Origin of the sequence: Halomonas sp. HG01, from assembly GCF_000968715.2 — a bacterium.
Lineage (GTDB): Bacteria > Pseudomonadota > Gammaproteobacteria > Pseudomonadales > Halomonadaceae > Halomonas > Halomonas halophila.
Genome location: NZ_CP022134.1, coordinates 2,776,141 through 2,799,747 on the forward strand (window position 1 = coordinate 2,776,141; position 23,607 = coordinate 2,799,747).

Annotated in this window: 20 protein-coding genes and 1 pseudogene; 2 read left to right on the top strand and 19 right to left on the bottom strand. The window is 66.2% G+C overall.

The window, feature by feature from the left end:
• Positions 1-94: 94 nt before the first annotated feature.
• From UN84_RS13180 to UN84_RS13210, 7 genes are all read right to left on the bottom strand, one after another.
• On the bottom strand, positions 95-823 hold the full coding sequence (locus UN84_RS13180) for a FadR/GntR family transcriptional regulator (RefSeq protein WP_046078947.1): 729 nt from the start codon (positions 821-823) through the stop codon (positions 95-97).
• Positions 824-937: 114 nt separating this feature from the next.
• Entirely contained in the window at positions 938-1,963 is a 1,026-nt protein-coding gene (locus UN84_RS13185) for an Ldh family oxidoreductase (protein ID WP_046078946.1), read from the bottom strand.
• A 108-nt stretch (positions 1,964-2,071) separates the two neighbouring features.
• A complete protein-coding gene (locus tag UN84_RS13190) occupies positions 2,072-2,869 on the bottom strand; it encodes an NAD-dependent epimerase/dehydratase family protein (protein ID WP_046078945.1) in 798 nt (265 codons plus the stop codon).
• Positions 2,870-3,005: 136 nt separating this feature from the next.
• Positions 3,006-4,148: a mandelate racemase/muconate lactonizing enzyme family protein gene (locus UN84_RS13195; RefSeq protein ID WP_046078944.1), complete on the bottom strand. Its 1,143-nt coding sequence runs from the start codon at positions 4,146-4,148 to the stop codon at positions 3,006-3,008.
• 28 nt (positions 4,149-4,176) lie between these two features.
• On the bottom strand, positions 4,177-5,457 hold the full coding sequence (locus UN84_RS13200; protein WP_046078943.1) for a TRAP transporter large permease: 1,281 nt from the start codon (positions 5,455-5,457) through the stop codon (positions 4,177-4,179).
• A 3-nt stretch (positions 5,458-5,460) separates the two neighbouring features.
• The gene (locus UN84_RS13205; RefSeq protein WP_046078942.1) at positions 5,461-5,994 is read right to left on the bottom strand and encodes a TRAP transporter small permease; all 534 of its coding nucleotides are present in this window, start codon (positions 5,992-5,994) and stop codon (positions 5,461-5,463) included.
• A 62-nt stretch (positions 5,995-6,056) separates the two neighbouring features.
• A complete protein-coding gene (locus UN84_RS13210; protein ID WP_046078941.1) occupies positions 6,057-7,061 on the bottom strand; it encodes a TRAP transporter substrate-binding protein in 1,005 nt (334 codons plus the stop codon).
• Positions 7,062-7,675: 614 nt separating this feature from the next.
• Here UN84_RS13210 and UN84_RS13215 point away from each other — a divergent pair.
• The gene (locus UN84_RS13215) at positions 7,676-8,617 is read left to right on the top strand and encodes an AEC family transporter (protein WP_046078940.1); all 942 of its coding nucleotides are present in this window, start codon (positions 7,676-7,678) and stop codon (positions 8,615-8,617) included.
• A 108-nt stretch (positions 8,618-8,725) separates the two neighbouring features.
• On the opposite strand, the gene UN84_RS13220 is transcribed toward UN84_RS13215, so the two are convergent.
• From UN84_RS13220 to UN84_RS13255, 8 genes and pseudogenes are all read right to left on the bottom strand, one after another.
• Positions 8,726-10,303, bottom strand: coding sequence for an aldehyde dehydrogenase (NADP(+)) (locus tag UN84_RS13220; RefSeq protein WP_173835014.1), 1,578 nt, complete (start codon positions 10,301-10,303; stop codon positions 8,726-8,728).
• Between the two features lie 158 nt (positions 10,304-10,461).
• Positions 10,462-11,787 carry an enolase C-terminal domain-like protein gene (locus UN84_RS13225; RefSeq protein WP_046078938.1) on the bottom strand — a complete coding sequence of 442 codons (1,326 nt, stop codon included), beginning with the start codon at positions 11,785-11,787 and terminating at the stop codon, positions 10,462-10,464.
• A 43-nt stretch (positions 11,788-11,830) separates the two neighbouring features.
• Positions 11,831-13,399 carry a galactarate dehydratase gene (garD, locus tag UN84_RS13230; RefSeq protein ID WP_046080340.1) on the bottom strand — a complete coding sequence of 523 codons (1,569 nt, stop codon included), beginning with the start codon at positions 13,397-13,399 and terminating at the stop codon, positions 11,831-11,833.
• Positions 13,400-13,425: 26 nt separating this feature from the next.
• Positions 13,426-14,937 carry a tripartite tricarboxylate transporter permease gene (locus UN84_RS13235; RefSeq protein ID WP_046078937.1) on the bottom strand — a complete coding sequence of 504 codons (1,512 nt, stop codon included), beginning with the start codon at positions 14,935-14,937 and terminating at the stop codon, positions 13,426-13,428.
• A gap of 13 nt (positions 14,938-14,950) precedes the next feature.
• Positions 14,951-15,394 (bottom strand): tripartite tricarboxylate transporter TctB family protein, encoded by a 444-nt coding sequence (locus tag UN84_RS13240; protein ID WP_035593085.1) that lies wholly within the window; start codon positions 15,392-15,394, stop codon positions 14,951-14,953.
• Positions 15,395-15,495: 101 nt separating this feature from the next.
• Positions 15,496-16,548 (bottom strand): ABC transporter substrate-binding protein, encoded by a 1,053-nt coding sequence (locus UN84_RS13245; RefSeq protein WP_046078936.1) that lies wholly within the window; start codon positions 16,546-16,548, stop codon positions 15,496-15,498.
• 54 nt (positions 16,549-16,602) lie between these two features.
• A pseudogene (locus UN84_RS13250) lies at positions 16,603-17,467 on the bottom strand (5-dehydro-4-deoxyglucarate dehydratase).
• 278 nt (positions 17,468-17,745) lie between these two features.
• Complete coding sequence (locus UN84_RS13255; RefSeq protein ID WP_046078932.1) at positions 17,746-18,708, bottom strand: 2-hydroxyacid dehydrogenase; 963 nt, start codon at positions 18,706-18,708, stop codon at positions 17,746-17,748.
• Positions 18,709-19,096: 388 nt separating this feature from the next.
• Between UN84_RS13255 and UN84_RS13260 the strand changes: the two genes are divergently transcribed.
• Positions 19,097-20,056 carry an AEC family transporter gene (locus tag UN84_RS13260; protein WP_046078931.1) on the top strand — a complete coding sequence of 320 codons (960 nt, stop codon included), beginning with the start codon at positions 19,097-19,099 and terminating at the stop codon, positions 20,054-20,056.
• Between the two features lie 74 nt (positions 20,057-20,130).
• Here UN84_RS13260 and UN84_RS13265 read toward each other — a convergent pair whose 3' ends face one another.
• From UN84_RS13265 to UN84_RS13280, 4 genes are all read right to left on the bottom strand, one after another.
• Entirely contained in the window at positions 20,131-20,451 is a 321-nt protein-coding gene (locus tag UN84_RS13265; protein WP_046078930.1) for an antibiotic biosynthesis monooxygenase family protein, read from the bottom strand.
• A gap of 20 nt (positions 20,452-20,471) precedes the next feature.
• Positions 20,472-20,954 (bottom strand): phosphohistidine phosphatase SixA, encoded by a 483-nt coding sequence (gene sixA, locus UN84_RS13270; protein WP_046078929.1) that lies wholly within the window; start codon positions 20,952-20,954, stop codon positions 20,472-20,474.
• The gene (locus UN84_RS13275; protein ID WP_046078928.1) at positions 20,947-22,047 is read right to left on the bottom strand and encodes an NAD(P)H-dependent glycerol-3-phosphate dehydrogenase; all 1,101 of its coding nucleotides are present in this window, start codon (positions 22,045-22,047) and stop codon (positions 20,947-20,949) included. The genes sixA and UN84_RS13275 overlap by 8 nt, the downstream gene beginning before the upstream one ends.
• 106 nt (positions 22,048-22,153) lie before the next feature.
• Positions 22,154-23,596: an NAD(P)(+) transhydrogenase (Re/Si-specific) subunit beta gene (locus UN84_RS13280; protein WP_046078927.1), complete on the bottom strand. Its 1,443-nt coding sequence runs from the start codon at positions 23,594-23,596 to the stop codon at positions 22,154-22,156.
• Between the last annotated feature and the right edge of the window lie 11 nt (positions 23,597-23,607).

The window sequence follows — 23,607 nt, forward strand, 5'->3', positions numbered from 1 at the left end:
GCCACCGTGATCGCCGCCGTGGTGGTCGGCCTGTGGCTGACCCGCTGACGCGGCACGCCTTCCCCGTCCCACCGAACGCCGCCTCGGGCGCTCCTCAACTCTCGCGATAGCGGGCGTACATCGCCCGGGAACGCTCGAGATGCTGCTGCATCGCCTCGCGCGCCGCCGGGCCGTCCCGGTCGAGGATGGCCTCCAGAATCCGCACGTGCTCCTCGTTCACCCGCTCCAGATAGCGCGCCGTGCCGCGCGGGTCGATATCGCCGCTGAGCAGCTTGGCCCGCGGAATGACACTGTCGCTCAGCGGCTCGTAGAGACGGTCGAAGCAGTCGTTGTGGGTCGCCTTGATGATCGCGTGGTGGAAGGCGAAGTCCTCGCGCCGAGCCTGGGAGTTCGCCGCCTGGGCGGCGATGAACTCGGCGTGACGCGCCTCCAGCCGCCGACGATCCTCCTCGTCGTGCCGCTCGGCAGCCAGCTCGGCGGCCCGCGGCTCCAGGGTCAGCCTCAGCTCCAGCACCTGCAGGATGTCCTCCACGGTCCGCGGGCTGACATGCACCGCCGGACGCGCCTCGGCCGCCTCGTTGCGCAGCACCGTAGTGCCGACCCCACGACGGGTCTCGACCAGCCCCAGCGACTTGAGATGGGTGATCGCCTCCCGAATCACGGTGCGACTGACGCCGAAGGCGTCGCACAGCTCGCTCTCGGTGGGCAGCTTGCTACCCACCGCGACCTCACCGGAGGTGATGCGACGCTCGAGCTGCTCCACGACAGCCTGGGACAGGCTGCCCGTACGTTTGACTCGCTGAACCTCCCACGATCTCGCCATTTCCGAATCCTTTACCAACTGTTTCACCGCATGACCGACATGATACCGACGACAGACGCAGGCGCCACCAGCATTCATCATACATCATACCAATAGACCTTCCGCCTCGCCGCCTCAGCCTCGAGCGCCATCCCGCAGCCGGACCAGCTCCTGATAAAGGCCTCGGGGGATCGTCACGCCTTGCTCCCGGCTGCGTCGACGGGCCTCATGACGACGCCGTGACGGAAGCCGAGCGCCCTGCTCCAGCACGCCTGCGAAGAGCGCCTCGGCATGCTGGAGATGACGCGCCGCCTCATCGCCAAGCAGCCTGTGCGGATCGATCACCACGATCAACTCCCCATGCCAGGGCCGTCCGGCCCTCTCCTCGTTGGCCGGCGACGTCTCATGACCCAACAGATCGCCAATCAACGGGCCTGCGAGCAGCTCTATCATGATCGACAACGCCGATCCCTTGTATCCTCCGAACGTCAGCATGGCGCCATTCAGCGCTGCGTCAGGATCGAGGGTGGCGCGCCCTTGCGCATCCAGCGCCCAGCCCTCGGGAATCGTATCGCCGGCCCGACGGTGCAGCTCGATTTCGCCGCGGGCCACCACGCTGGTGGCGAAATCGAAGGTAAAGGGCATCCCATCGGGACGCGGCCATGAAAAAGCGATGGGGTTGGTGCCGAGCAACGGCCTCTGCCCGCCCGCCGGCGCGACGAAGGCATGACTGGGCGTCATCGCCAGCGCCACCAACCCGGCGTCCGCCAGAGACTCCACCTCGGGCCATAGCGCCGAGAAATGGAAGGCGTTGTTGAGCGCCAGAAGCGCCACGCCGTGCTCGCGGGCCTTGTCGATGAGCGCCGGGCGGGCGCGTTCGAAGGCCAGCAGCGAACAGCCCTGGCCGGCATCGACGCGCACGATGCCGGGCGAGACATCCAGGACGTAGGGCGTCGCATCGGGGCTGACGCCTCCTCGACGCAGCGTCTCGACGCAGTCGATCAGCCGATAGACCCCATGGGAGTGACACTCGTCACGCTGCGCCGCGACGACGCTGCGCGTGATGGCATCGGCATGCGCCTCGTCGAATCCGTGCCGGGTCAACAGCTCCCGACTCAGCGTTTCCAGGGCGCCCAGCGACAGGGTGACGGTCTTGTCCATGACAGCTCCCCCTCTTTGGTTGGTTGGCGCCTCATGCGCGGCGCCCGCCCCAGGACAAGTGCCGGCGGTCTGCCGCGTCGATCGGGCGAGGCGCCAGCGAGGCATCGCTCAGTCGTCGGGATGGCCGAGGGTCACGAACTTGCCGCCCTGGTAGACCACCGCCGGGTCGTCGGGCTCGATCTCGCCGGCCTCGGCCTCGACCTCCACGCGCCAGGGTTCAGAGCTGTCGCGGGGCGTCCAGCCGAGGAACGCGGCCTGGCTGTTGTCCCACCAGCGCTCGGCGTTGGCGGAGGCACCATAGACCACCGTGTAGGCCAGCTTCGGGGCGGCGAAGGCGCGCTCGAGCAGGGCGACGAAGTCCTCCACGCTCAGCCAGGTCGCCAGCATTCGGGTGTCCGCCGGCTTGGGAAAGCAGGAGCCGATGCGCACGCTCAGCGTCTCGACGCCGAACTTGTCGTGATAGAGGCTGGCCAGGTCCTCGCCGAAGCACTTGGAGACGCCATACAGGGAGTCGGGACGGTGCGGCACCCGACTGTCGATGCGCGTGGTGCGCGGATAGAAGCCGATCGTATGGTTGGAACTGGCGAACACGATGCGCGGCTTGCCCAGGTCGCGCGCCGCCTCATAGAGGTTGTAGACCCCGATGATGTTCGACTGCAGGATCCCCTCCCAGGGCTTCTCCACCGACACGCCGCCTAGGTGAATCACGCCATCGCAGTCCGCCATCAGCGCCTTGACCGCCTGAGCGTCGGCCAGGTCGCAGGGCACGAGTTCCTCGTGCTCGGCCGCTTCGCCCAGGTCGGCGACGTCCGACAGGCGCACTCGATGAGCCAAGCGCGAGAGATGGGGGCGAATGGCCTTGCCTACGCCGCCGGCGGCGCCGGTGACCAGAATCCGATTCAACATCTGTTACCTCCTTCGCGTTCGAGTCGCTACCGGCCCTCTTGGACACGGAAGCGAATGGAAAAACAGGATCAGCGTCGCTCCGCTGTCAGGCGGAGTCGAAGCCTTGCAGCGCGCCGCGTGCCGGCGGGCAACCCGGTCATGCGCCCTCCTCCACTAGCGCGAACCGCTGCAAGGCATCACGGTCGATGGCGATGCCCAGCCCCGGCCCGTCGGGAATGCGCATGACGCCGTCCCGATGCTCGAGCGGCGCCTCGACCACGGCCTGACGGAAGGGGTTGGTGGTGCGATCGAACTCCATGATCGGCTCGATGGGGCGACGCCGCGGCGGATTGGGCGGCAGCGCGGCCATGCACTGCAGGCTGGCGGCGATGCAGACCGCCGTGCCCCAGACGTGCGGCACCAGGCGCACGCCGAACATCGCCGCCATGTCGGCCACGCGGCGCATCTCGCTGACGCCACCGACGCCGCAGACGTCGGGCTGGACGATGTCCACCGCCCGGGTCGCCAGCGGCTCGAGCATGGCGTAGCGGCCGTGCCAGTTCTCGCCGCTGGCGACGGGGATCGGCTGGCCCTGGCGCACGGCACGATAGGCCTCGAGCTGCTCGGGCAACACCGGCTCCTCGAACCAGTCGATGCCGAAGCGCTCGGCGCGCTTGCCGACCTCGATCGCCTCCAGCACGTCATAGCCGTGGTTGGCATCGATCATCAGCCGCCGCTCGGGGCCGATGGCCTCGCGCACGGCGGCGATGACGCGCAGGTCCTCCTCGACGTCGAAGCCGATCTTGATCTTGACGCCGTGGAAACCCTCCCGGGCATGGCCGGCCACCTCCTCGGCGACATCCTGCACCCGGTCCACGCCGTCACGGCGGAACGAGCCGGTGGCGTAGGCGCGAATCTCCTCGCGGAAGCGCCCGCCGAGCAGCTCGCTGACCGGCGCACCGTAGCGTTTGCCCTTGATGTCCCACAGCGCGATGTCGATGCCGCTCAGGGCCGTCATGGTCAGGCCGCGCTGCCCCTGGTCGCGCAGACGGTGGTAGAGGTCGAGCCAGAGCTTCTCGGTCTCGAGGGGATCGGCCCCGACCAGGGCGTCGGCATAGAGCCTGACGATGGTGGCGTTGGCCCTGGCCGGTCCCAGGCATTCTCCCCAGCCCACGGTGCCGTCGTCGCAGACGATCTCGACCAGACAGTGCTGGCGCCGCTCGAAGCGCATCGAGGCGCTCTCGAAGGCCTGATCGAGCCGATCATCGAGAACATGCGTCTGCACGCGTTCGATCTTCATCGAGGAATCCTTTCGTGTACGAGAAGCCTTACTGGAAGAAGGACGGCAGCAGCAACGACACCGCCGGCACGTAGGTGACCAGCATGAGCACCGCGAACAGCGCCAGGTAGAAGGGCCAGATGGTGCGGACCGCCTGCTCGATCCGGATCTTGCCGATCACGCTGCCGACGAACAGGCAGGACCCCACCGGCGGAGTGCACAGCCCGAGCCCCAGGTTGATCATCAGAATGATGCCGAACTGAATCGGATCCATGCCGAACTGGGTGGCGACCGGCAGGAAGATCGGCGTACAGATCAGGATCAGCGCCGCCATGTCCATGATCATGCCCAGGCCGAGCAGCAGCAGGTTGAGCATCAGCAGGATCACGTAGGGATTGTCGGAGATCGCCAGCAGCGCGTGGCTCAGCATCTCCGGCACGCTGTACAGCGCCAGCAGGTAGGAAAACGCCGAGGCACAGCCCACCAGAATCATCACCAGCGAGGTCGTGCGCACCGACTGGTAGACAGCCTGCTTGAACGATGCCCAGCGCAGTTCACGATAGACCAGCCCCGTGATCACGATGGCGTAGATGGCCCCGAAGGCGCCGGACTCGGTCACCGTCAGGATGCCGGACAGCACGCCACCGACGATGATCACCGCCGTCAGCAGGCCGGGCAGCGCCGCGGCGAAGCTCACGGCCAGCGCCTGCCAGCCCGGAAAGGCCTCGCCGGCGTAGCCCCGCTTGACGGCCACCACGTAGGCCGCGACGGCCAGGGCCAGGCACATCAGGATGCCGGGGACGATGCCCGCGATGAACAGCTGGGTCACCGAGATGCCGCCACCGGCGGCCACGGCGTAGAGGATCATGTTGTGGCTGGGTGGAATCACCACCCCGGCCACCGAGGAGGTCACGGTGACGTTGACCGCATAGTCGGCATCGTAGCCCTTCTCCTTCATCACCGGCACCAGGATCGAGCCCAAGGCCGAGGTATCGGCGACCGCCGAGCCGGAGATGCCGCCGAACAGCATCGACGACGAGACGTTGACCATGCCGAGCCCGCCACGCATGCGCCCCACCGCCGCCGAGGCCAGCCGTACCAGCCGGTTGGAGATGCCGCCGTGAAGCATCAGCTCGCCGGCGAAGATGAAGAAGGGAATCGCCAGCAGCGAGAACACCGAGATGCCGGAGAGAATGCGCTGGAAGCCGACGAACAGAGGGAAGCCTTCATAGAGAAAGGTGACGACCGACGCCAGGCCCACGGCGAAGGCCACCGGCGCGCCGGCGATCAGCCCCAGAAAGAAGACGCCGAAGAGAATCGCGAGTCCCATGGATCACCTCCCGGTAGGCGCGACGAGGCGCTGGACGATGTTGACGGCGGCGAACAGCATCATCAGCCCACCGCTGATGACCAGCGGCAGCGCACGCCAGCTCTCGGAGAGCCCGATCATCGGGATCGGCCGCTGGAGGTTGTCCAGCACCATGATCCCGCCCTGCCAGGCCATGAAGACCCCGAACAGAGCCACGAAGAGATCGGCCACATGGCACATCAGCGCACGAGGCAGGGCCGGCAGCCCGTCGCGAATGAACTCGATGCTGAGGTGGCTCTTGTTGCGCACCCCGGCGGCGGCCCCCAGGCAGGTCACGTAGACCACGATCAGCAGCGATGACTGCTCCACCCAGGTCGGCGTGTCGTTGAGCACGTAGCGGCCGAAGACCAGCCAGCCGAAGGACGCGATCAGAAAGACCAGCAGCACGCCCGACACGACGATGCAGGCGTGGGCGATACCGTCCAGCCCCACATCGATCACCGAACGAGCACCGCCGTCCTCCCCGGCTTCCTGCGTGTGATCAGAGTAAGCGCTCACGTTGTCGGATCCTTTCGGGGAGCCCCGGCCTGACGCCGGGGCCCTCGTGGGAGAGGACAGGATCATTCCTGGGCGGCCTGAACATCCTCGACCAGCGCCTCGAGGTCGGGATGCGAGGCGACGAAGTCGTCGTAGATCGGCTGCATCTCGGCCTGGAACGCCGACTTGTCCGTCACCTCGTTGATCTCCACGCCGTCATCGAGCACCCGCTGGCGGCTGGTCTCGGCCCGCTCTTCCCACAGCCGACGCTGCTCCACGGCCGCGTTCTGCGCCGCTTCACGCACGATGCCCTGATCCTGCTCGGACAGCTCGTCCCAGCTCGACTTCGCCACGCACAGGCATTCCGGCAGGATCAGGTGCTCGGTGAGGGAATAATACTTCGCCACCTCGTAGTGGCCGCTGGACTCGAAGGAGGGGTAGTTGTTCTCGGCGCCGTCGATGACACCGGTCTTGAGCGACTGATAGACCTCGCTGTAGGCCATCGGCGTGGCGTTGCCACCCAGTTCATCGATCATCTGCACGTAGAGGTCATTGTTCATGACTCGGACCTTGAGCCCCTCGACGTCCCCGGGCGTTGTCACCGGATGATCGGTGTTGTAGAGGCTGCGCGCCCCCGAGCCGAACCAGGAGAGAGCCACCAGGTTCTTCTCTTCCAGCGCCTCGGCGAAGCGTTCGCCGATGTCCCCGTCCATCACCCGATACATGTCATCCGGGCTCTGGAAGATGAACGGCAGCGAGAGGATGTTCGTCGCCGGCACGATCGGCCCCATCGGGCCCATGTTGAAGTTGGCGAAATTCAGGGCCCCGTTGCGGGTCTGCTCGATGGCATCGGGCTGAGCGCCCAGTACGCCATTGTGGTACACCTTGGGCTCGATCCTGCCATCGGTGTTCTCCGCCACCTCCTCGGCGAAGCTCTCCAGCGCCATGCTGTTCGGATAGGACGGCGGATGGATGTTCCAACCGCGCCACTGCTCGGCCTGTACCGACATCGAGACGGCCGACGCGATGCCGGCCAGGGCGAACACTTTCAGGGTTCTGCTGGTCTTGATGATCTTGTTGGTCAGCATGGCAAACTCCTCGAGTGCAGGATGAGATAGCGTATTGTGGTTTTTTGTCTTGCCGTCGCCGGACGACATGCAACAGCTTCATCGGCTGTTCTGTTGCTTCCTGACAGATCCCCTCCAGCAAGATGCGCCGTCAGAAACATGCGCCATGCGCCGGTGATCGAACCCAATGCCGAGGGCACTGGGCAGGAAGCCATCTGGCCATTGAGGATTCCACTCAGGGTGTGGCGAAGCGGCCTCTCCCGACGACATTCACCGATGACAACGCCGAGATACCGGCTTGATTCATCAAGTTTAAAGAGGCCCTTTTTATTACGATTCTTCACGAAACCGAGAGGGAAACACTCCAAGTAATACATAATATGAATGACAAGCTAGTCGGGGCGCATATGACTGACAAGCGTTTCCAAGGTCATTTATACCAAAGTGCTAAAAGACAGCTTCGACTCCGAAACGACGCAAAACAGCATCCTTCTCTGACGATTCGAACATGATCCTCAATCGATCAGACACTTGCCGCCCCTTCTTATGTAATACATCATACAAATAAGACACATAAATAACGCCCGCAAAGCTCTGGCCGGCGTATCAAAAGCAAACAGGGAGGAAACAGCAAGATGGGCGACGTTCTACACGGGACACTGGAAGTCAGCCTCCCCGTTTTCGCCATGGTGTTCATCGGCGCACTCCTGAAACGCCTGGGCTGGATCGATCAGGCCTTCGTGAATACCGCCTCGAGCCTGGTGTTCAAGGCCACCATGCCGACGCTATTGTTCCTGAGCATCCTGCGCGCGGAGCCGGGCCGCACGCTCAACCTCGAACTGGTCGGCTTTTACCTGGGCATCTCGACCCTGGCCTTTGGGCTGATATGGCTATGGGCACTCCCCCGCTGCCGGCACGAGGACCGTGGCGTCTTCGTCCAGGGCGCCTTCCGCGGCAACTGCGGCATCGTCGGCCTGGCGCTGGCGGCGAGCATGTACGGCGATCTCGGCCTGTCCCTCGGCGGCCTCATGGCCGGCGCCATCATCGTGCTCAATCTGGTGCTGTCCGCGATCGTGCTGGCGGTCTACAGCCCCACCATCAGCTCGCATCCGCTCGCCATTCTCAAGGATGTCGCCACCAACCCCCTCATCCTCGGCATCCTGGCAGCACTCCCCCTCACCTATATGCGTGTGGAACTGCCGGCCTGGCTGATGACCTCGGGCGACTACCTGGCCTCACTGTCGCTGCCGTTGGCGCTGATCTGCATCGGCGGCGGCCTCAGCGTGTCCGCCGTCAAGCAGAGCAGCGCACTGTCCCTCGAAGCCAGCCTGTGGAAGGTCCTGCTGATGCCGGCTCTCGGCGTCCTGCTGGCCCTGCCGATGGGCTTTCGTGGCCCCGAACTCGGCATCCTCTTCCTGTTCCTGGGCAGCCCCAGTGCCGCCGTGGCCTACGTCATGGCCCGTGGCGCCGGCGCCAATGCGGAGCTGGCCGCCAGCATCATCGTGGTCAGCACCCTGATCAGCCTCTTCACCATCAGCACGGGCGTCTTCGCGCTAAAGGCTCTCGGGCTCGTCTGACCCTCTGTATCTGGGCCTCATGTCAGTCAGCGGTACGGCACCGGCCTACAAAAAAGGCGGCCCGAGGGCCGCCAAGAAACTACTGCTTGCCAATCAGAGTGATGCGACTCAGGCCTCGCGCTGGCCGTCGACCAGGCGGCTGACGCCGGCCGGGTTGCCGTCGCGCAGGGCCTCGGGCAGCAGGCCCTGGGGCAGGTTCTGGTAGCACACCGGGCGCAGGAAGCGATGGATCGCCGCGCTGCCCACCGAGGTGGTGCGCGCGTCGGAGGTGGCCGGGTACGGGCCGCCGTGGACCATGGCGTGGCACACCTCGACGCCGGTGGGCCAGCCGTTGGCCATCACCCGGCCGGCGCGACGCTCGAGCGTCGGCAGCAGCGCGCGGGCCGCGTCCAGGTCGGCGTCGTCCATCTGCAGGGTGGCGGTGAGCTGGCCTTCCAGCGATTCGGCCACGCGCTTGACCTCGTCCAGGTCGGCGCACTCGACCACCAGCGAGGTGGCGCCGAAGACCTCGGCCTGCAGCGCTTCATCGCTCATGAAGTCCTCGGCGGAGGCCACGAACAGCCCGGTCTGGCAGGCGTTGGGGCCGTCGCCGGCGTTGCCGCGGGCGATCTCGCGGGCCTTGCTGCTGGCGACCAGGCCGTCGACGCCCTGCACGTAGGCGTCATGGATGCCCGGGGTCAGCATGGTCTGGGCCGCGGAGCCCTTCACCGCCTCGGCGGCGGACGCCACGAAGGCATCCAGCGCCTCGCCCTTGACGGCGATCACCAGGCCGGGATTGGTGCAGAACTGGCCGGCGCCCATGTTCAGCGAGCCGACGAAGGCCTCGCCCAGCGCCTGGCCACGCGCCTGGAGCGCTTCCGGCAGCAGGAACACCGGGTTGATGGAGCTCATCTCGGCGTAGACCGGGATCGGCTCGGGGCGCTCCTGGGCGGCCTGCATCAGCGCGGTGCCGCCGCCGCGGGAGCCGGTGAAGCCCACGGCCTTGATGCGCGCGTCGCGCACCAGCGCCTGGCCGACCTCGCGGCCGGAGCCGTAGAGCAGCGAGAACACGCCCTCGGGCAGCTCGCATTTGGACACGGCGCGCTGCACGGCGCGGCCGACCAGCTCGGAGGTGCCGGGGTGGGCGGAGTGGGCCTTGACCACCACCGGGCAGCCGGCGGCCAGCGCCGAGGCGGTGTCGCCGCCGGCCACGGAGAACGCCAGCGGGAAGTTGGAGGCGCCGAACACGGCCACCGGACCCAGGGCGATGTGGCGCTGGCGCAGGTCGACGCGGGGCATCGGCTGACGCTCCGGCAGCGCCGGATCGAGGCGCACGTCGAGCCACTCGCCGGCGCGCACGACCTTGGCGAACAGGCGCAGCTGGCCGCAGGTGCGGCCGCGCTCGCCTTCCAGGCGGGCCCGCGGCAGGCCGGACTCGGCCATGGCGCGAGTGATCAGCTCATCGCCGATGGCCTCGATCTCGTCGGCCACGGTCTCGAGGAACGCGGCGCGGGCCTCGAGGCCGGTCTCGCGGTAGGCATCGAAGGCGGCCCAGGCCAGCTCGCAGGCGCGCTCGACCTCGGCCTGGCCACCCCCGGGATAGACCGGGGACAGGGTCTCGCCGGTGGCGGGATCGACGGCCTGGATCGCCTTGCCGTCGCTGAGCACGGCCTGCTGGCCGATCAGTTGCTTGCCTTCCAGGGTCATGCGGCTTCTCCTGTCGTAGGGCGCCGGATCGGCGCCGTTCGGGTCAGACGGGGCGACATCCGTCGCCACGCCGTCTAGCAGTGTAAAACGTTAGCATGCTAAATCTACATGCCATACCATCGAGCCGCTTGCCGCCGGCTCTCGTCGACGCTCGCGCCTCAGCGCACCAGGGCCGGACGCTTGGGATCGAATTCCCAGCCCTTGATCAGGTACTGCATCGCCATGGCGTCGTTGCGCTGGGTGACGTCGAGGCGCTTGTACTTCTCGTGGGCTTCCATGAGCTTGTCGTCGTCCAGCTCGATGCCGAGGCCCGGTGCCTTCGGCACGCTCAGCTTGCCGTCGCGGATCTGGAGCGGATCCTTGGTGATACGCTGGCCGTCCTGCCAGATCCAGTGGGTGTCGATGGCGGTGATCTCGCCCGGGCAGGCAGCGGCCACGTGGGTCATCATCGCCAGGGAGATGTCGAAGTGGTTGTTGCTGTGCGAGCCCCAGGTCATGCCCCACTCGTTGCACAGCTCACCCACGGCCACGGCGCCCTGCATGGTCCAGAAGTGGCAGTCGGCCAGCGGGATGTCGACCGAGTTGAGCTGCACGGCCAGCTGCAGCTGCTTGTAGTCGGTGGCGATCATGTTGGTGGCGGTGGGCAGCCCGGTGCGCTTCTTGAACTCCGCCATGGTCTCGCGGCCGGAGAAGCCGCCTTCCTGGCCGCAGGGATCCTCGGCGTAGCTGAGCAGGTGCTTGATCGGCTCCAGCACGCGCACCGCCTCGTCCAGCTTCCAGGCCCCGTTGGGGTCCAGGGTCAGGCGCGCCTCGGGGAAGGCCTCGTGCAGCGCACGGATGCAGTCGGCTTCTTCCTCGCCGCGCAGCACGCCGCCCTTGAGCTTGAAGTCCCTGAAGCCGTAGCGGTCGTAGGCGGCCTTGGCCAGGTTGGCGATGGCATCCGGCGTCATGGCCTCGCGATAGCGGACCTCGTCCCAGGCATCGACCGGGTCGGTCACGCGCGGGTACGGCAGGTCGGTCTTGTCCGGGTCGCCGAGCAGGAACAGGTAGCCCAGGGCCTCGACCTCGTCGCGCTGGCGACCGTACTGGCCCAGCAGGTCGGCGACCGGCATGCCCAGCGCCTGGCCGAAGAGATCGAACAGCGCCGACTCGATGGCGGTGATGACGTGTACGGCCACGCGCAGGTCGAAGGTCTGGCGACCGCGCTCCTCGGGGCCGCCTTGAGCCAGCAGGTCACGGCAGCGGCTGAGCACCTGCTTGACCTCGTTGACGCGCGCGCCTTCGACCAGGCCGCGGCACTTGTCCAGGCCCTTCTGGATGCCCTCGCTGGTGGGAATCTCGCCCACGCCGCGGTTGCCGGACTCGTCCTCCAGCACCAGCACGCAGCGGATGAACCAAGGCGCATGGCCGCCGCTCAGGTTGAGCAGGAAACCGTCTTCGCCGGCGACCGGCACGATGTTCATCTTGGTGATCTTGGGAAACATGGCATTGCCTCTTCTTGTAACGGTCGAAATAACCATCAGACGGTCAGGTCACCGGCGCGGGATTGAACAGCACCAGGTCGTTGTAAAGGCCCAGCCGGTCGGCGGCGACCCGGCGGCGGCCGCTGGCCACGTCGAGGATCAGGTGGAACAGCTCCCAGCCCATCTCCTCGATAGTGGCGTCGCCGGTGGCGATGCGCCCGGCGTCGAGATCGATCAGGTCGTGCCAGCGCTGCCCCAGGGTGGAATTGCTGGCGACCTTGATGACGGGCGTCATCGGCAGGTTGTAGGGCGTGCCGCGGCCGGTGGTGAAGACCTGCAGGTTCATGCCCGCGGCGGCCTGCAGGGTGCCGCAGATGAAGTCGCTGGCCGGGGTCGCGGCGAAGGTCAGGCCGCGCCTGCGCACCCGTTCGCCAGGACCGATGACGTCGACGATCGACGAGTCGCCGGACTTGATCACCGACCCCAGGGCCTTCTCGACGATGTTGGAGAGCCCGCCCTTCTTGTTGCCCGGCGAGGTGTTGGCACTGCGATCCGCCTGGCCCTGGGACAGGTAGTCGTCGTACCAGGCCATCTGGTCGATCAGCGCCTGACCGACCTCGGGATCCACGGCCCTCGGCGTGAGCAGATGGATGGCGTCGCGGACCTCGGTGACCTCGGAGAACATCACGCTGCCCCCGGCGCGCACGATCAGGTCGGTGGCGAAGCCCACTGCGGGGTTGGCGGTCAGCCCGGAGAAGGCATCGCTGCCGCCGCACTGCATGCCGACCACCAGCTCGGAGGCCGGGCAGGTCTCGCGGCGGCGACGATCGAGGCGCTCGAGATGACGTTCGGCCATCGCCATGATGCCCTCGATCATCTCGCCGAAACCCTCGAAGGACTCGTCCTGCAGGCTGAGGACGTTGGCCTCCGGGTCGGCCGCCGCGGTGTTCTCATAGAGCTTCACCGGGCGATCATCGACCAGGGTCGAGGGCTGCAGCTTCTCGCAGCCGAGCCCGATGACCATCACCTCGTTGCCGAAGTTCGGGTTCCGGGCCAGGTTCTTGAGGGTGCGGATCGGCACCACCGCGGCCGGCGCGTTGATCGCCACGCCGCAGCCGTAGCTGTGGTTGAGCCCCACCACGTCGTCGACGTTGGGGAAGCGCGGCAGCAGCTCGCGCTTGATGCGCTGGACCACGTGATCGACGGTGCCGGCCACGCACTGCACGCTGGTGGTGATGCCGAGCACGTTCTTGGTGCCGACGCTGCCGTCGGCATTGCGGAAGCCCTCGAAGGTATAGCCCTCGAGCGGCGGCGTCTCGGGCGCAGGGCGCGTCGCGAGCGGCAGGTCTTCCAGGGCCGGCGGCGTGGGCATGTGCAGGTTGGTCTCGTTGACGTGACCGCCCTGGGGAATCCCTACGGCGGCGGTACCGATGACCTCGCCGTAGCGGATCACGGCGTCGCCCTCCGACAGCGCCACCAGCGCGACCTTGTGGCCCTGTGGCACCGGCTGGCAGAGCACGATACCGCCCTCGATGCGATCCCCGTCCGCCAGCCCGCCCTGGCGGACGACGACCGCCACGTTGTCACCGGGATGGACACGAATCACGCGGGGAGCGTTCGTCGATGATGTCATGCGGCCGTCCGACGTCTGCGTGGCACTCATTGGGGGCTCTCCATGCGGCGGTGGGCGCGACTCTTCAGGCTCATGATCACCGAGAAGGCCACGGAGGCGGCGATCAATCCCCACAACACCACGGCGATCGGGCTCTTGGTGAAGAAGATGCCGTAGCTACCGGCCGATTCCAGGCTCTTAACGAAGTAGATCTCCGCCTGGCCACCGAGGATGAAGCCGATGATCAGCGGGGCGACCTCGAGGCCGACCTTCTGGATCAGGTAGCCCAGCACGCCGAAGATCAGCAGGGTCCAGACGTCGAACATGATGCCGTAGTTGATCGCATAGGCACCGACCACGCACATCATCACGATGATCGGGTAGAGGATGTACTTGGGCACCAGCACCACCTTGGCGATGTGCTTGATGGCATAGAACATCAGGAAGAACATCACGATGTTGGCGAACACCAGGGCGGTCATCATCACGTACCAGGTATCGGCGTTCTCCGGGATGAACAGCGGCCCGACCTGGATGCCCTGGAGCGTGAAGGCGCCGATCAACACCGCCGTGGTGGAATCTCCCGGAATGCCCAGCGACAGCAGGGGGATCAGCGCACCGCCGGTCAGGGCGTTGTTGGCCGACTCGGAAGCGATCAGCCCCTGGGGAGCGCCCTTGCCCATCTCGTCGGAGTCGCGCGAGAGGTTCTTCTCCTGGGTGTAGGCCAGCACCGAGGCGGCGCTGCCGCCGACGCCCGGCAGCATGCCGACGAAGGTCCCGATGAAGGAGGAACGCACCAGGTTGGTCAGCCGGCCCCTGAAGATACCGAAGGAGAAACCGCCGCCCTTGCCGAACTTGACGTGCTTGCCGCCCAGGCCGCCCTTGATGCCCTCCTCCGCCTCGAGAAGGATGGTGGCGATGCCGAAGATGCCGATCAGCACCGGCAGCAGGGAGAAGCCCTCGAAGAGGTAGGGCTCGAGGAAGTCGAACATCAGACGGGTATGGCCGTTGCCGCCGTCGGAAATGCTGTAGGTACCGATCAGGCTCAGCCAGATGCCCAGCACACCGCTGAAGATGCCCACCAGCATGTTGCGCGACATGGAGGCGATGACGGTCAGCGCCAGCAGGATGATCAGGAACTTCTCGACGTAGGAGAACTTGATCGAGAACTCGGCCAGCAGCGGCGCGAACAGGAACAGCACGGCGGCGCTGATGAGTCCGCCGACCAGCGAGGCCACCACGCAGACCCGCAGGGCGCGTTCGCCCTCACCCTTCTGGGCCATGGGGAAGCCGTCGAAGGTGGTGGTGATGGACGACGGCGTGCCCGGAATGTTGAGCAGCACGGCCGGCACCATGCCGCCGGAGATGCCGCCCACATAGAGGCCCAGCAGCAGCGCCAGGCCGTGGTTGAGCCCGAGCGCGTAGGTAAGCGGCAGACACACCGCCACGGCCATGGTCGCGGTCATCCCGGGGATGGCACCGAAGACGATGCCGACCAGGGCCCCCAGGGCCGCCAGCAGGAAGAAGGTGATATCGAGTAGCGACAGGATATCGAGCATGGGAAGGACTCCGCTACGGCAGGGTGATCTGGAACAGCTTGGCGAGGATGAACCACGCCAGCGTCGGTGCCACGAGCGCGTTGATGCCGGCCGTGAGGACCTTGCGCCGGGTCCTGGTGTGCATGTACATCAGCGACATCAGGAAGAGAAAAGGCATCGACACGAACAAAAAGCCGTAGCCCGTATAGGGGAAGACGTTGCCGACCACCGCCATCAGATAGAAATAGGCGGAGATCAGCGCCAGGGTGCCGAAGAAGCGGAACTTGTCCATGGACTCGCCGAGGATCGGCAGCGTCCTGTCACCTCGCCTGACGGCGGCGAGGAAAGGCACGACGTTGAGCACCAGGACCAGGGCGAAGAGGATGCCCATCACCCAGTGAATGATATGGGGGAAGAACAGATGGGAGGTCTCGAAGTCGATCGAGACACTCAGCAGGGATGACAGTCCTGATTCCATGGCGGCTCCGGTGAAGGCTCTCGTCAGGCGGCCTTTCGATCGTTATGGGAATGAAGCAGCAGCCGCGAGCGCCGGCGGGCTTCCCCGCCGGCGACCCTGCCTTACTGGATGTTGGTGATGATGTCCTCGTAGACGGACATCTTGGTCTCCAGATACTGGGCGGCTTCGTCGGACGGCTTGAAGTTGGGAATGAAGAAGGAGTTCTTCTGGGTCTCCTGGATCTCACCTTCGGCATAGATCTCGGCGAGCGCCTGGTCGATCTGGTCGACGATGGCCTGATCCATGTCCTTGTTGTAAAGGAAGAAGAATTCCTTATCGAAGGTGAAGTTGTTGCCGTTGCCCATCGGCACGGACACATTGGGCTCGACGTACTGCAGCAGCTGCTCGCGAGTGGTCTGGCCGAGACCGTCTTCCGGCGCCTGTTCGATGGTGCCCTGACGCGCGGTCAGCCACAGGAAGCGCATGGCCTTCTGGTCGTCTTCCGGCAGGCGCGTGTACTGCTCGTTGGCCTGCACGGTGCCATTGATCATGTCGGCCTGGTCATCGAAGAGCTGCTGGTTCTTGTCGGCCTGAGAGCCGGTGTTGACGGCCACCAGGTTGTCTTCCATGCCCGGATGCTCGATGGCGATGGCATTCTTCAGGGCGCTGAAGCCGATTTCCGAGACGCCGCCGGGCTGGATGGCGACACGCACTTCCTCACCGTTACCGACCGCCGCGATCACGTCGTCCAGGGTCTCGTAGGGCGAGTCCTTGGGCACCAGGTAGGCATTGCCCGGGTTGATGGCGACGGTCGGCCCGATGGTGTACTTCTCGAAGATGTCGTCGTACCCCTGAACGCCGTACAGGTTTCCGAGGTAGGACTGATCGTGGAAGATCATCAGGGTGTTGCCGCGCGCATCGCGATCCAGAAAGCGGAAAGCCGAGCTCGCACCGACGGCATCCACCTTCATGTTGATGTCGAGGTGCTCGGCCAGGGCATCGGCGACGATGCTGGAGTTCTGGTAAGTATCACCGCCCGTGGAGGTCGAGCCGATCACCACGCGCACGTTGCCGCGCAGCGGACCGTCGGCGGCCATGGCGGCGGCACTGCCGAACGCCATGCCGGCCATCAGGACGGAGGTTCCGAGTGTCTTGCAGATGCTGGGCATGCTCATGTTTCACCTCTTCGCTGTCATTGTTGAGAGTGGGTGAAGTTCGGGCTCTTGCTCTTAGTAGCCCTTGGCGGTCTCGACCAGCGTAGCCAGTCGTTCCCGTTCCTCGGCATTCGGCATCTCGAGCGGCGCGCGAACGCTGCCGGCGGGACGCCCAATGATCTCGGCACCGGCCTTGATCAGGCTGACCGCATAGCCGGACTTCTGGTCGCGCAGATCGACGAAGGGCAGGAAGAAGTCGCGGGAAATGCGCCGCACGGTGTCGCTGTCGCCGGCCCGCAGCGCCTTGTAGAAGGTCACCGCCATGTCGGGCACGAAGTTGAACACCGCGCTGGAGTAAGTGTTCACACCCACGGCCAGATAGGCCTCGGCCATGATCTCGGCGGTGGGCACGCCACCCACGTAGGCCAGCCGGTCGCCCACGGTGCGGATGATCCGGTTGAGGGCCTGCATGTCGCCCTTGCCATCCTTCAAGCCGATCAGGTTGGGGCAGGCATCGGCCAGGCGCTTCACCGCGTCNGTCACAGATCTGGCGCGCGTACTCCACCAGACCGTCCTGGGGGCACTCGGTCAGGTACGGCGGCATCAGCAGGATGCCGTCGGCGCCCTCTTCCTCGGCGATCTTCGCGAAGGCGCTGCCGGTGGCCACGCTCAGACCGGCGCTGGCGATGACCGGGAGCTTGCCGTCGACGACCTTCACCGCCAGACGCACGATCTCGCGGAACTCGTCCTGGGACAGGTTGAAGAACTCCCCGGTGCCGCCGGCGACGAACACCGCCGAGATCTCGTGGCTGATGAACCACTCCAGACGCTGCCGATAGCTCTCGGCATCGAAACGCCCTTCGGCGTCGAAATCGGTGATCGGGAAGGACAGCAGTCCATCGCTGATCGCTTGTTTGACATCTTCGCGGGTAAAGGTCACCGATACATCCTTGTCTCTGGTTCAAGACGACCGAAGCAGACGGCTTCATGTCATACATCATACAAAATAGAAAGCTATCCGGCCGACGCCGGCCTGACAATAAGCCCAAAGTCGTGCGTCGACCAAAGTCTTAGGCGCGTATGCGGACCTGAAGCGCCGCTTCATCCTTCGTTACACCGCCGACGCATGACGGGCGGGAAGTGTCCATGAAAAAAACCGGGCAGACCGAAGATCGGTCTGCCCGGCAGTAGAAAAAACAGCGCCACGCATCGTCTTGCTCAAACGGCGGTGATCGCTCCCTCGCCGGCCAGCACCCGCTTGACGTTGTCCACCGCCAGATCGCACATGGCATTACGCGTCTGGAAGGTCGAGGAACCGATGTGGGGCAGGCACACGGCATTGTCGAGCGTCATCAGGGGCGACGCCGTGGACAGCGGCTCCCGCTCGTACACGTCCAGTCCCGCACAGTGGAGGGTACCGTCCTGCAGGCAGGCGACGAGCTCATCCTCGCGCACCACCTTGCCGCGGGAGATGTTGACGAAGACGGCATGCGGCCGGGTCAGCGCGAAGTGCTCGCGTCCGATCAGCCCTTCGGTCTCTGCCGACAGGGGGACGGTCACGCAGATGAAGTCGGACTCGCGGAACAGGGTCTCGAGATCGACACGACGGGCCTCGAGCGCGTCTTCCACCTCCGGCTTGGCCGAGCGGTTGGTATAGTTCACCGACATGCCGAAGCCGTCGTGGCCGCGCCGTGCCACCGCCTGCCCGATGCGTCCCAGGCCCACGATGCCCAGGGTCTTGCCGTGGACGTCGACGCCGAAGTCCTCGCGCGAGAGCGAGGCCGTCCATTCATGACCGCGAACCTTGCGCAGCATCTCGCCGGCGCGACGCGCCGCCATCATCAGCAGCAGGAAACCGGTATCGGCCGTGGATTCGGTCAGCACGTCCGGCGTGTTGGTCAGCACGATGCCACGCTCGCGCATGGCCTCGATCGGGTAGCTGTCGACACCGACCGAAACGCTGGCCACCACCCTGAGGCGGGGCGCCTTGTCCAGCAGTGCCTCGGTGAACGCCACGTTCGACCCCAGATAGGCATCGGCCTGGGCCATGGCCTCCTCGAAGGCGGCGCGGTCCTGATCGTCGACCAGCCGCGTGAAATGCGTCAGATTGAACGCGTCGGAGAGGGCCTCGACGAGCGCCGGATACAGCTCGTGCACGACCACCAGGTTTTGCGTTTTCATCACTGCGGGCTCCACCACATTGTCGATCGACGGAACGCTTGGCGCATCCGGGCAACTCATCCAGGCACGGCCAGGAAGGCCGCCGGGGTGGCAGGCTGACGGTCGCCGATGCCTCCTTGCGTCCGGCTCATGGCGACACGAGGCACAGGGCTCATGTCATACATCACACAAAATAGAAAACTATCGAGCCTCCTAATGGTAGGGCAAGTCAGTCGGCATGAGTCGAGACTAAAGTGCAAGCGCCCTGCCGGCGCCGTTTCGGGCAATGAGACTTGAACGTGCGTCATGAGACATGCATTCAATAGCGGGAAATTATTAGCCAACACATCGATTTGGCGACACCATATACGACTTTAGTTTAACAACCGCCGCCACCCCCGGACGCCTCATGCCCCTGATCGATATCTTCCTCTCGACGCTGAACATCACCCTGCCAGTCTTCGCCATGGTCTTCATCGGCATCGGGCTGAAGCGTCTTCGCTGGATCGATCAGGCCTTCGTCGACACGGCATCGAAGCTGGTCTTTCGGGGCACCCTGCCGACCCTGCTGTTTTTCGGCCTGGCCGGGACCGATCTGGAGGCGACGCTCGACCCCTGGATGCTGGCGTTCTTCACCCTGGCCACCCTGCTGAGCTTCGCCGCGGCCTGGGGCTGGGCCCTGCTGCGGGTGCGGCGCCCGCTGCGCGGAGTCTATGTTCAGGGCGCGTTCCGCGGCAACTGCGGCATCGTGGGGCTGGCCCTGGCCGCCGGCATGTACGGCGATGCCGGCATCTCGCTGGCGGGGCTGCTGCTCGGCGTGGTGATTCTCAGCTACAACGTGCTCTCGGTCATCGTGCTGGCCACCTACCAGCCCCGCGAAACGGGAGGACGAGGCGTCGACTGGGCCCATATCGTGCGCCACATCGTGACCAACCCGCTGATCCTGGCCGTGCTTGCCGCCACGCCCTTCGCCATCTTCGAGGTGCCGCTGCCCGACTGGCTGACCACCACCGGCGACTACTTCGCCTCGTTGACCCTGCCCCTGGCCCTCATCTGCATCGGCGCCACCCTCTCCACCCGCGCCCTCAGGAAGGGCTATCGCACCACCGTCAGCGCCAGCCTGGCCAAGATGGTGGCCGTGCCCGCCGTGGCGACGCTGCTGGCGGTGGCGGCGGGCTTCACCGGGCCGGCACTGGGCGTGATGTTCCTGTTCTTCGCCAGTCCCACGGCGGCGGCGGCCTTCGTGATGGCCAAGGCCATGGGCAACGACGAGACCCTGACCGCCAACATCATCGCCATGACCACGCTGATGGCCAGCGTGACCGTGACCCTAGGCGTCTTCGTGCTGAGGCTGGCCGGACTGATCTAGCCGAGGCGGCCGCCCGAGACGACGACGGCGCCCCTGGGGCGCCGTCGTGATGCTGGCATGGCAGGCATCGCGGATCAGCGATAGCCGCCGGCCACGGTGCCTTCGACCACCGCGAACTGCTCGATGCCGCCGCCCTCGGCGGTGGCCTCCGCCGGCAGCGGATTGGCGTGGGCGCGCTTGAAGTCGTCGCTGCCGACCCAGGCACGGAAGGCCTCCTGGCTTTCCCACTCGGTCTCCACCACGTAGGGGGCCTGGTTGCCCTGAGGGCGCAGCACGCGCATGGCGACGAATCCCGGCTGCTTGTCGATCTCCCCGGCGCGGGCCCGGAAGCGCGCCTCGAACGCGTCCTCGAAGCCCGGATTCACATGGATGCGGTTGTTGACGATATAGCTCATGGTTTCAGCCCTTCCTTCACTCAAGCGATGTCGGCGGGTGACGTGAAACGGGCCAGTCGCGCGCAGCCGGCGGCCCGCACCTCGGCGTCGAGCTCTGCGACGGCGGCGGTGGGAAAGCCGAGACCGCGATCGCCGCGCCCCTCGACCAGCAGCCCCGTGAGCGCGCCGACCAGCGGCATATGGCTGACCAGCAGCAGCGGGCGGTCGTCGTCCTGCTCGAGCAGCCAGTCGACCACGGCCTGGGGCGGATCGTCCGGGGTGATGCAGGGCAGCGTCTCCGCCGGCACGCCGAGAGCCTCGCCCACGCGCTCCGCGGTCTGCTGGGCGCGGCGATAGGGGCTCGCCACCAGCCGCAGGCGCGCGAGGTCGAGATCCGTTCGCCCCGCCAACCAGGCGCCCATGCCCGCGGCCTCTTCCTGGCCGCGGACGGTCAGCTCGCGGGCCGCATCGGGGCTGCCCGGCCCCGCTTCGCCATGGCGCATGATCAACAACGGTTCAGCCATGCGGGCCTCCGGTGTCGCGATGGTCCTGCTGGACGTTCTCGCGCGAGAGCACGAACTCCACGTCGCTGCTCTGTTCGCCACGCATCAGCAGACGCGCCATCTCACGCGCGGGCACGCCCTCGAACAGCACCTGATAGAGCCCCTCGGCGATCGGCATGTAGACGCCCTCCTCGCGGGACTTGTCGCGCACCAGGCGCACGGTATTGACGCCTTCGGCGACCTGGCCCAGTGCCTCGACGGCCTCGTCGAGGGTGCGCCCCTCGCCCAGCGCGAAGCCGACCCGGTAGTTGCGCGAACGGCTCGACGAGCAGGTGACGATCAGGTCTCCGACCCCGGCCAGGCCGAGGAAGGTCATGGGATTGGCGCCCTGGGACACGGCGAAGCGGCTCATCTCGGCCAGCGCCCGGGTCATCAGCATGCTGCGGGTGTTCTCGCCCATGCCCAGCGCCGCGGCCATTCCGGCGGCGATGGCATAGACGTTCTTGAGCGCCCCGCCCAGCTCGACGCCGTAGCGGTCGTTGCTGGCATAGACGCGGAAATAGTCACAGCCCAGCGCCGTCTGCACCCGGGTGCGGGTCAGCGGGTCGTCGCTGGCAATCACCGTGGCGGTGAGCTGGCGCTCGGCGACCTCGGTGGCCAGGTTGGGGCCGGAGAGCACGCCGATGTGCGCGAAGCCGGTCTCCTCCTCGAGCAGCTGGCTCATCAGCTTGAAGCCGTCTTCCTGGATGCCCTTGGTGGTGCTGACCAGTATCTGGGACGGCGTCAGCCAAGGCAGCGCCTGACGCACCACCTGACGGAAGGCCTGGGACGGAATCGCCACCAGCACCAGGCCGGCGCCGGGCAGCACGTCCTCGAAGGCGCTCGAGGCCTTCACGGCGGGATTGATGGCATAGTCGGGCAGGTAGCGGCCGTTGCGATGCTCGCGGTTGATCTGCTCGACCAGCGCGGGGTCGCGCAGCCACTGGCGCACCTCGAAGCCGTTGTCGGCGGCGATGCTGGCGAGCGCGGTGCCGAAGCTGCCGCCCCCGAGCACCGCCACCCGCTGACTGCGATCATCGCTGCTGCGATCAGGATTGCTGCGATCGTCGGACATGGTCGCCCCGGGAGTGGAAATGGTCCGGCGATTGTAACGAAAAACGCCCCCAGTGGGGGCGTCCTGACGGCTGGTGTCGGGCCGCCGGAGCGGCCCGCAGGGCGGATCAATCGATCAGCGGCACCAGGGTGTCGATGCTCGAACGGGCATCGCCGTAGAGCATCCGGGTGTTCTCCTTGAAGAACAGCGGGTTCTCGATGCCGGAGTAGCCGGTGCCCTGGCCACGCTTGCAGACGAACACGTTCTTGGCTTCCCAGACCTTCAGCACCGGCATGCCGGCGATCGGGCTGTTGGGGTCTTCCTGGGCGGCCGGATTGACGATGTCGTTGGAGCCGATGACGATCACCACGTCGGTGCTGGCAAAATCGTCGTTGATCTCGTCCATCTCGAGCACGATGTCGTAGGGCACCTTGGCCTCGGCCAGCAGCACGTTCATGTGCCCCGGCAGGCGGCCGGCGACCGGGTGGATGCCGAAACGCACTTCCTTGCCGGCACTGCGCAGCTTGCGGGTCAGCTCGCTGACCGCGTTCTGCGCCTGGGCCACCGCCATGCCGTAGCCCGGCACGATGACCACGCTGTCGGCATCGTTCAACGCGCTGGCCACGCCGGCGGTGTCGATCGCGACCTGCTCGCCCTCGATCTCCGCCGCCGGGCCCTGGCTGCCGCCGAAGCCGCCCAGGATCACGTTGACGAAGTTGCGATTCATCGCCTTGCACATGATGTAGGAGAGGATCGCACCGGAGGAGCCCACCAGGGCACCGGTGACGATCAGCAGGTCATTGGACAGCGTGAAGCCGATGGCCGCCGCGGCCCAGCCGGAGTAGCTGTTCAGCATCGACACCACCACCGGCATGTCGGCGCCGCCGATGCCCATGATCAGATGCCAGCCGATGAAGAACGCCAGCAGGGCCAGCAGCAGCAGCGTCCAGACGCCCGCCCCGTTGAGGTAGAGCACCGCCAGCCCCACGGAGGCGGCCGCGGCGGCGGCGTTCAGCAGGTGGCCGCCGGGCAGCTGCTTCGGCTTGCCGTCGACCTTGCCGGCCAGCTTGCCGAAGGCGATCACCGAGCCGGTGAAGGTCACCGCGCCGATGAACACGCCGAGCACCACCTCGATCTGCAGGAAGGTGAGCTCCGCCGGGGTCTTCTTCGCCACCAGGGCGGCGAAGGCCGAGAAGCCCTCGGTGCCTTCCCCGGCCAGCTGGCTGGCCAGTACGCGGCGGCGCTCCAGGTCGGCGTTGAGGCCGACGAACACCGCGGCCAGGCCGACGAAGCTGTGCAGGGCCGCGACCAGCTGCGGCATCTCGGTCATCTCGACCTTCTTCGCCAGGTAGGCACCGATGACGGCGCCGATGGCCATCATCGGCAGCATCCACCAGTAGCCGCCGATGCCCGGCCCGAGGCCGGTGAAGAAGACGGCCACGCCCATGCCGATGATGCCGTACCAGACGGCGCGCTTGGCCTTCTCCTGGTTGCTCAAGCCCCCCAGCGAGAGGATGAACAGTACGCTTGCCGCGATCGAGGCGGCGGATACGAATCCTTGACTCAACATCTCTTGATCTC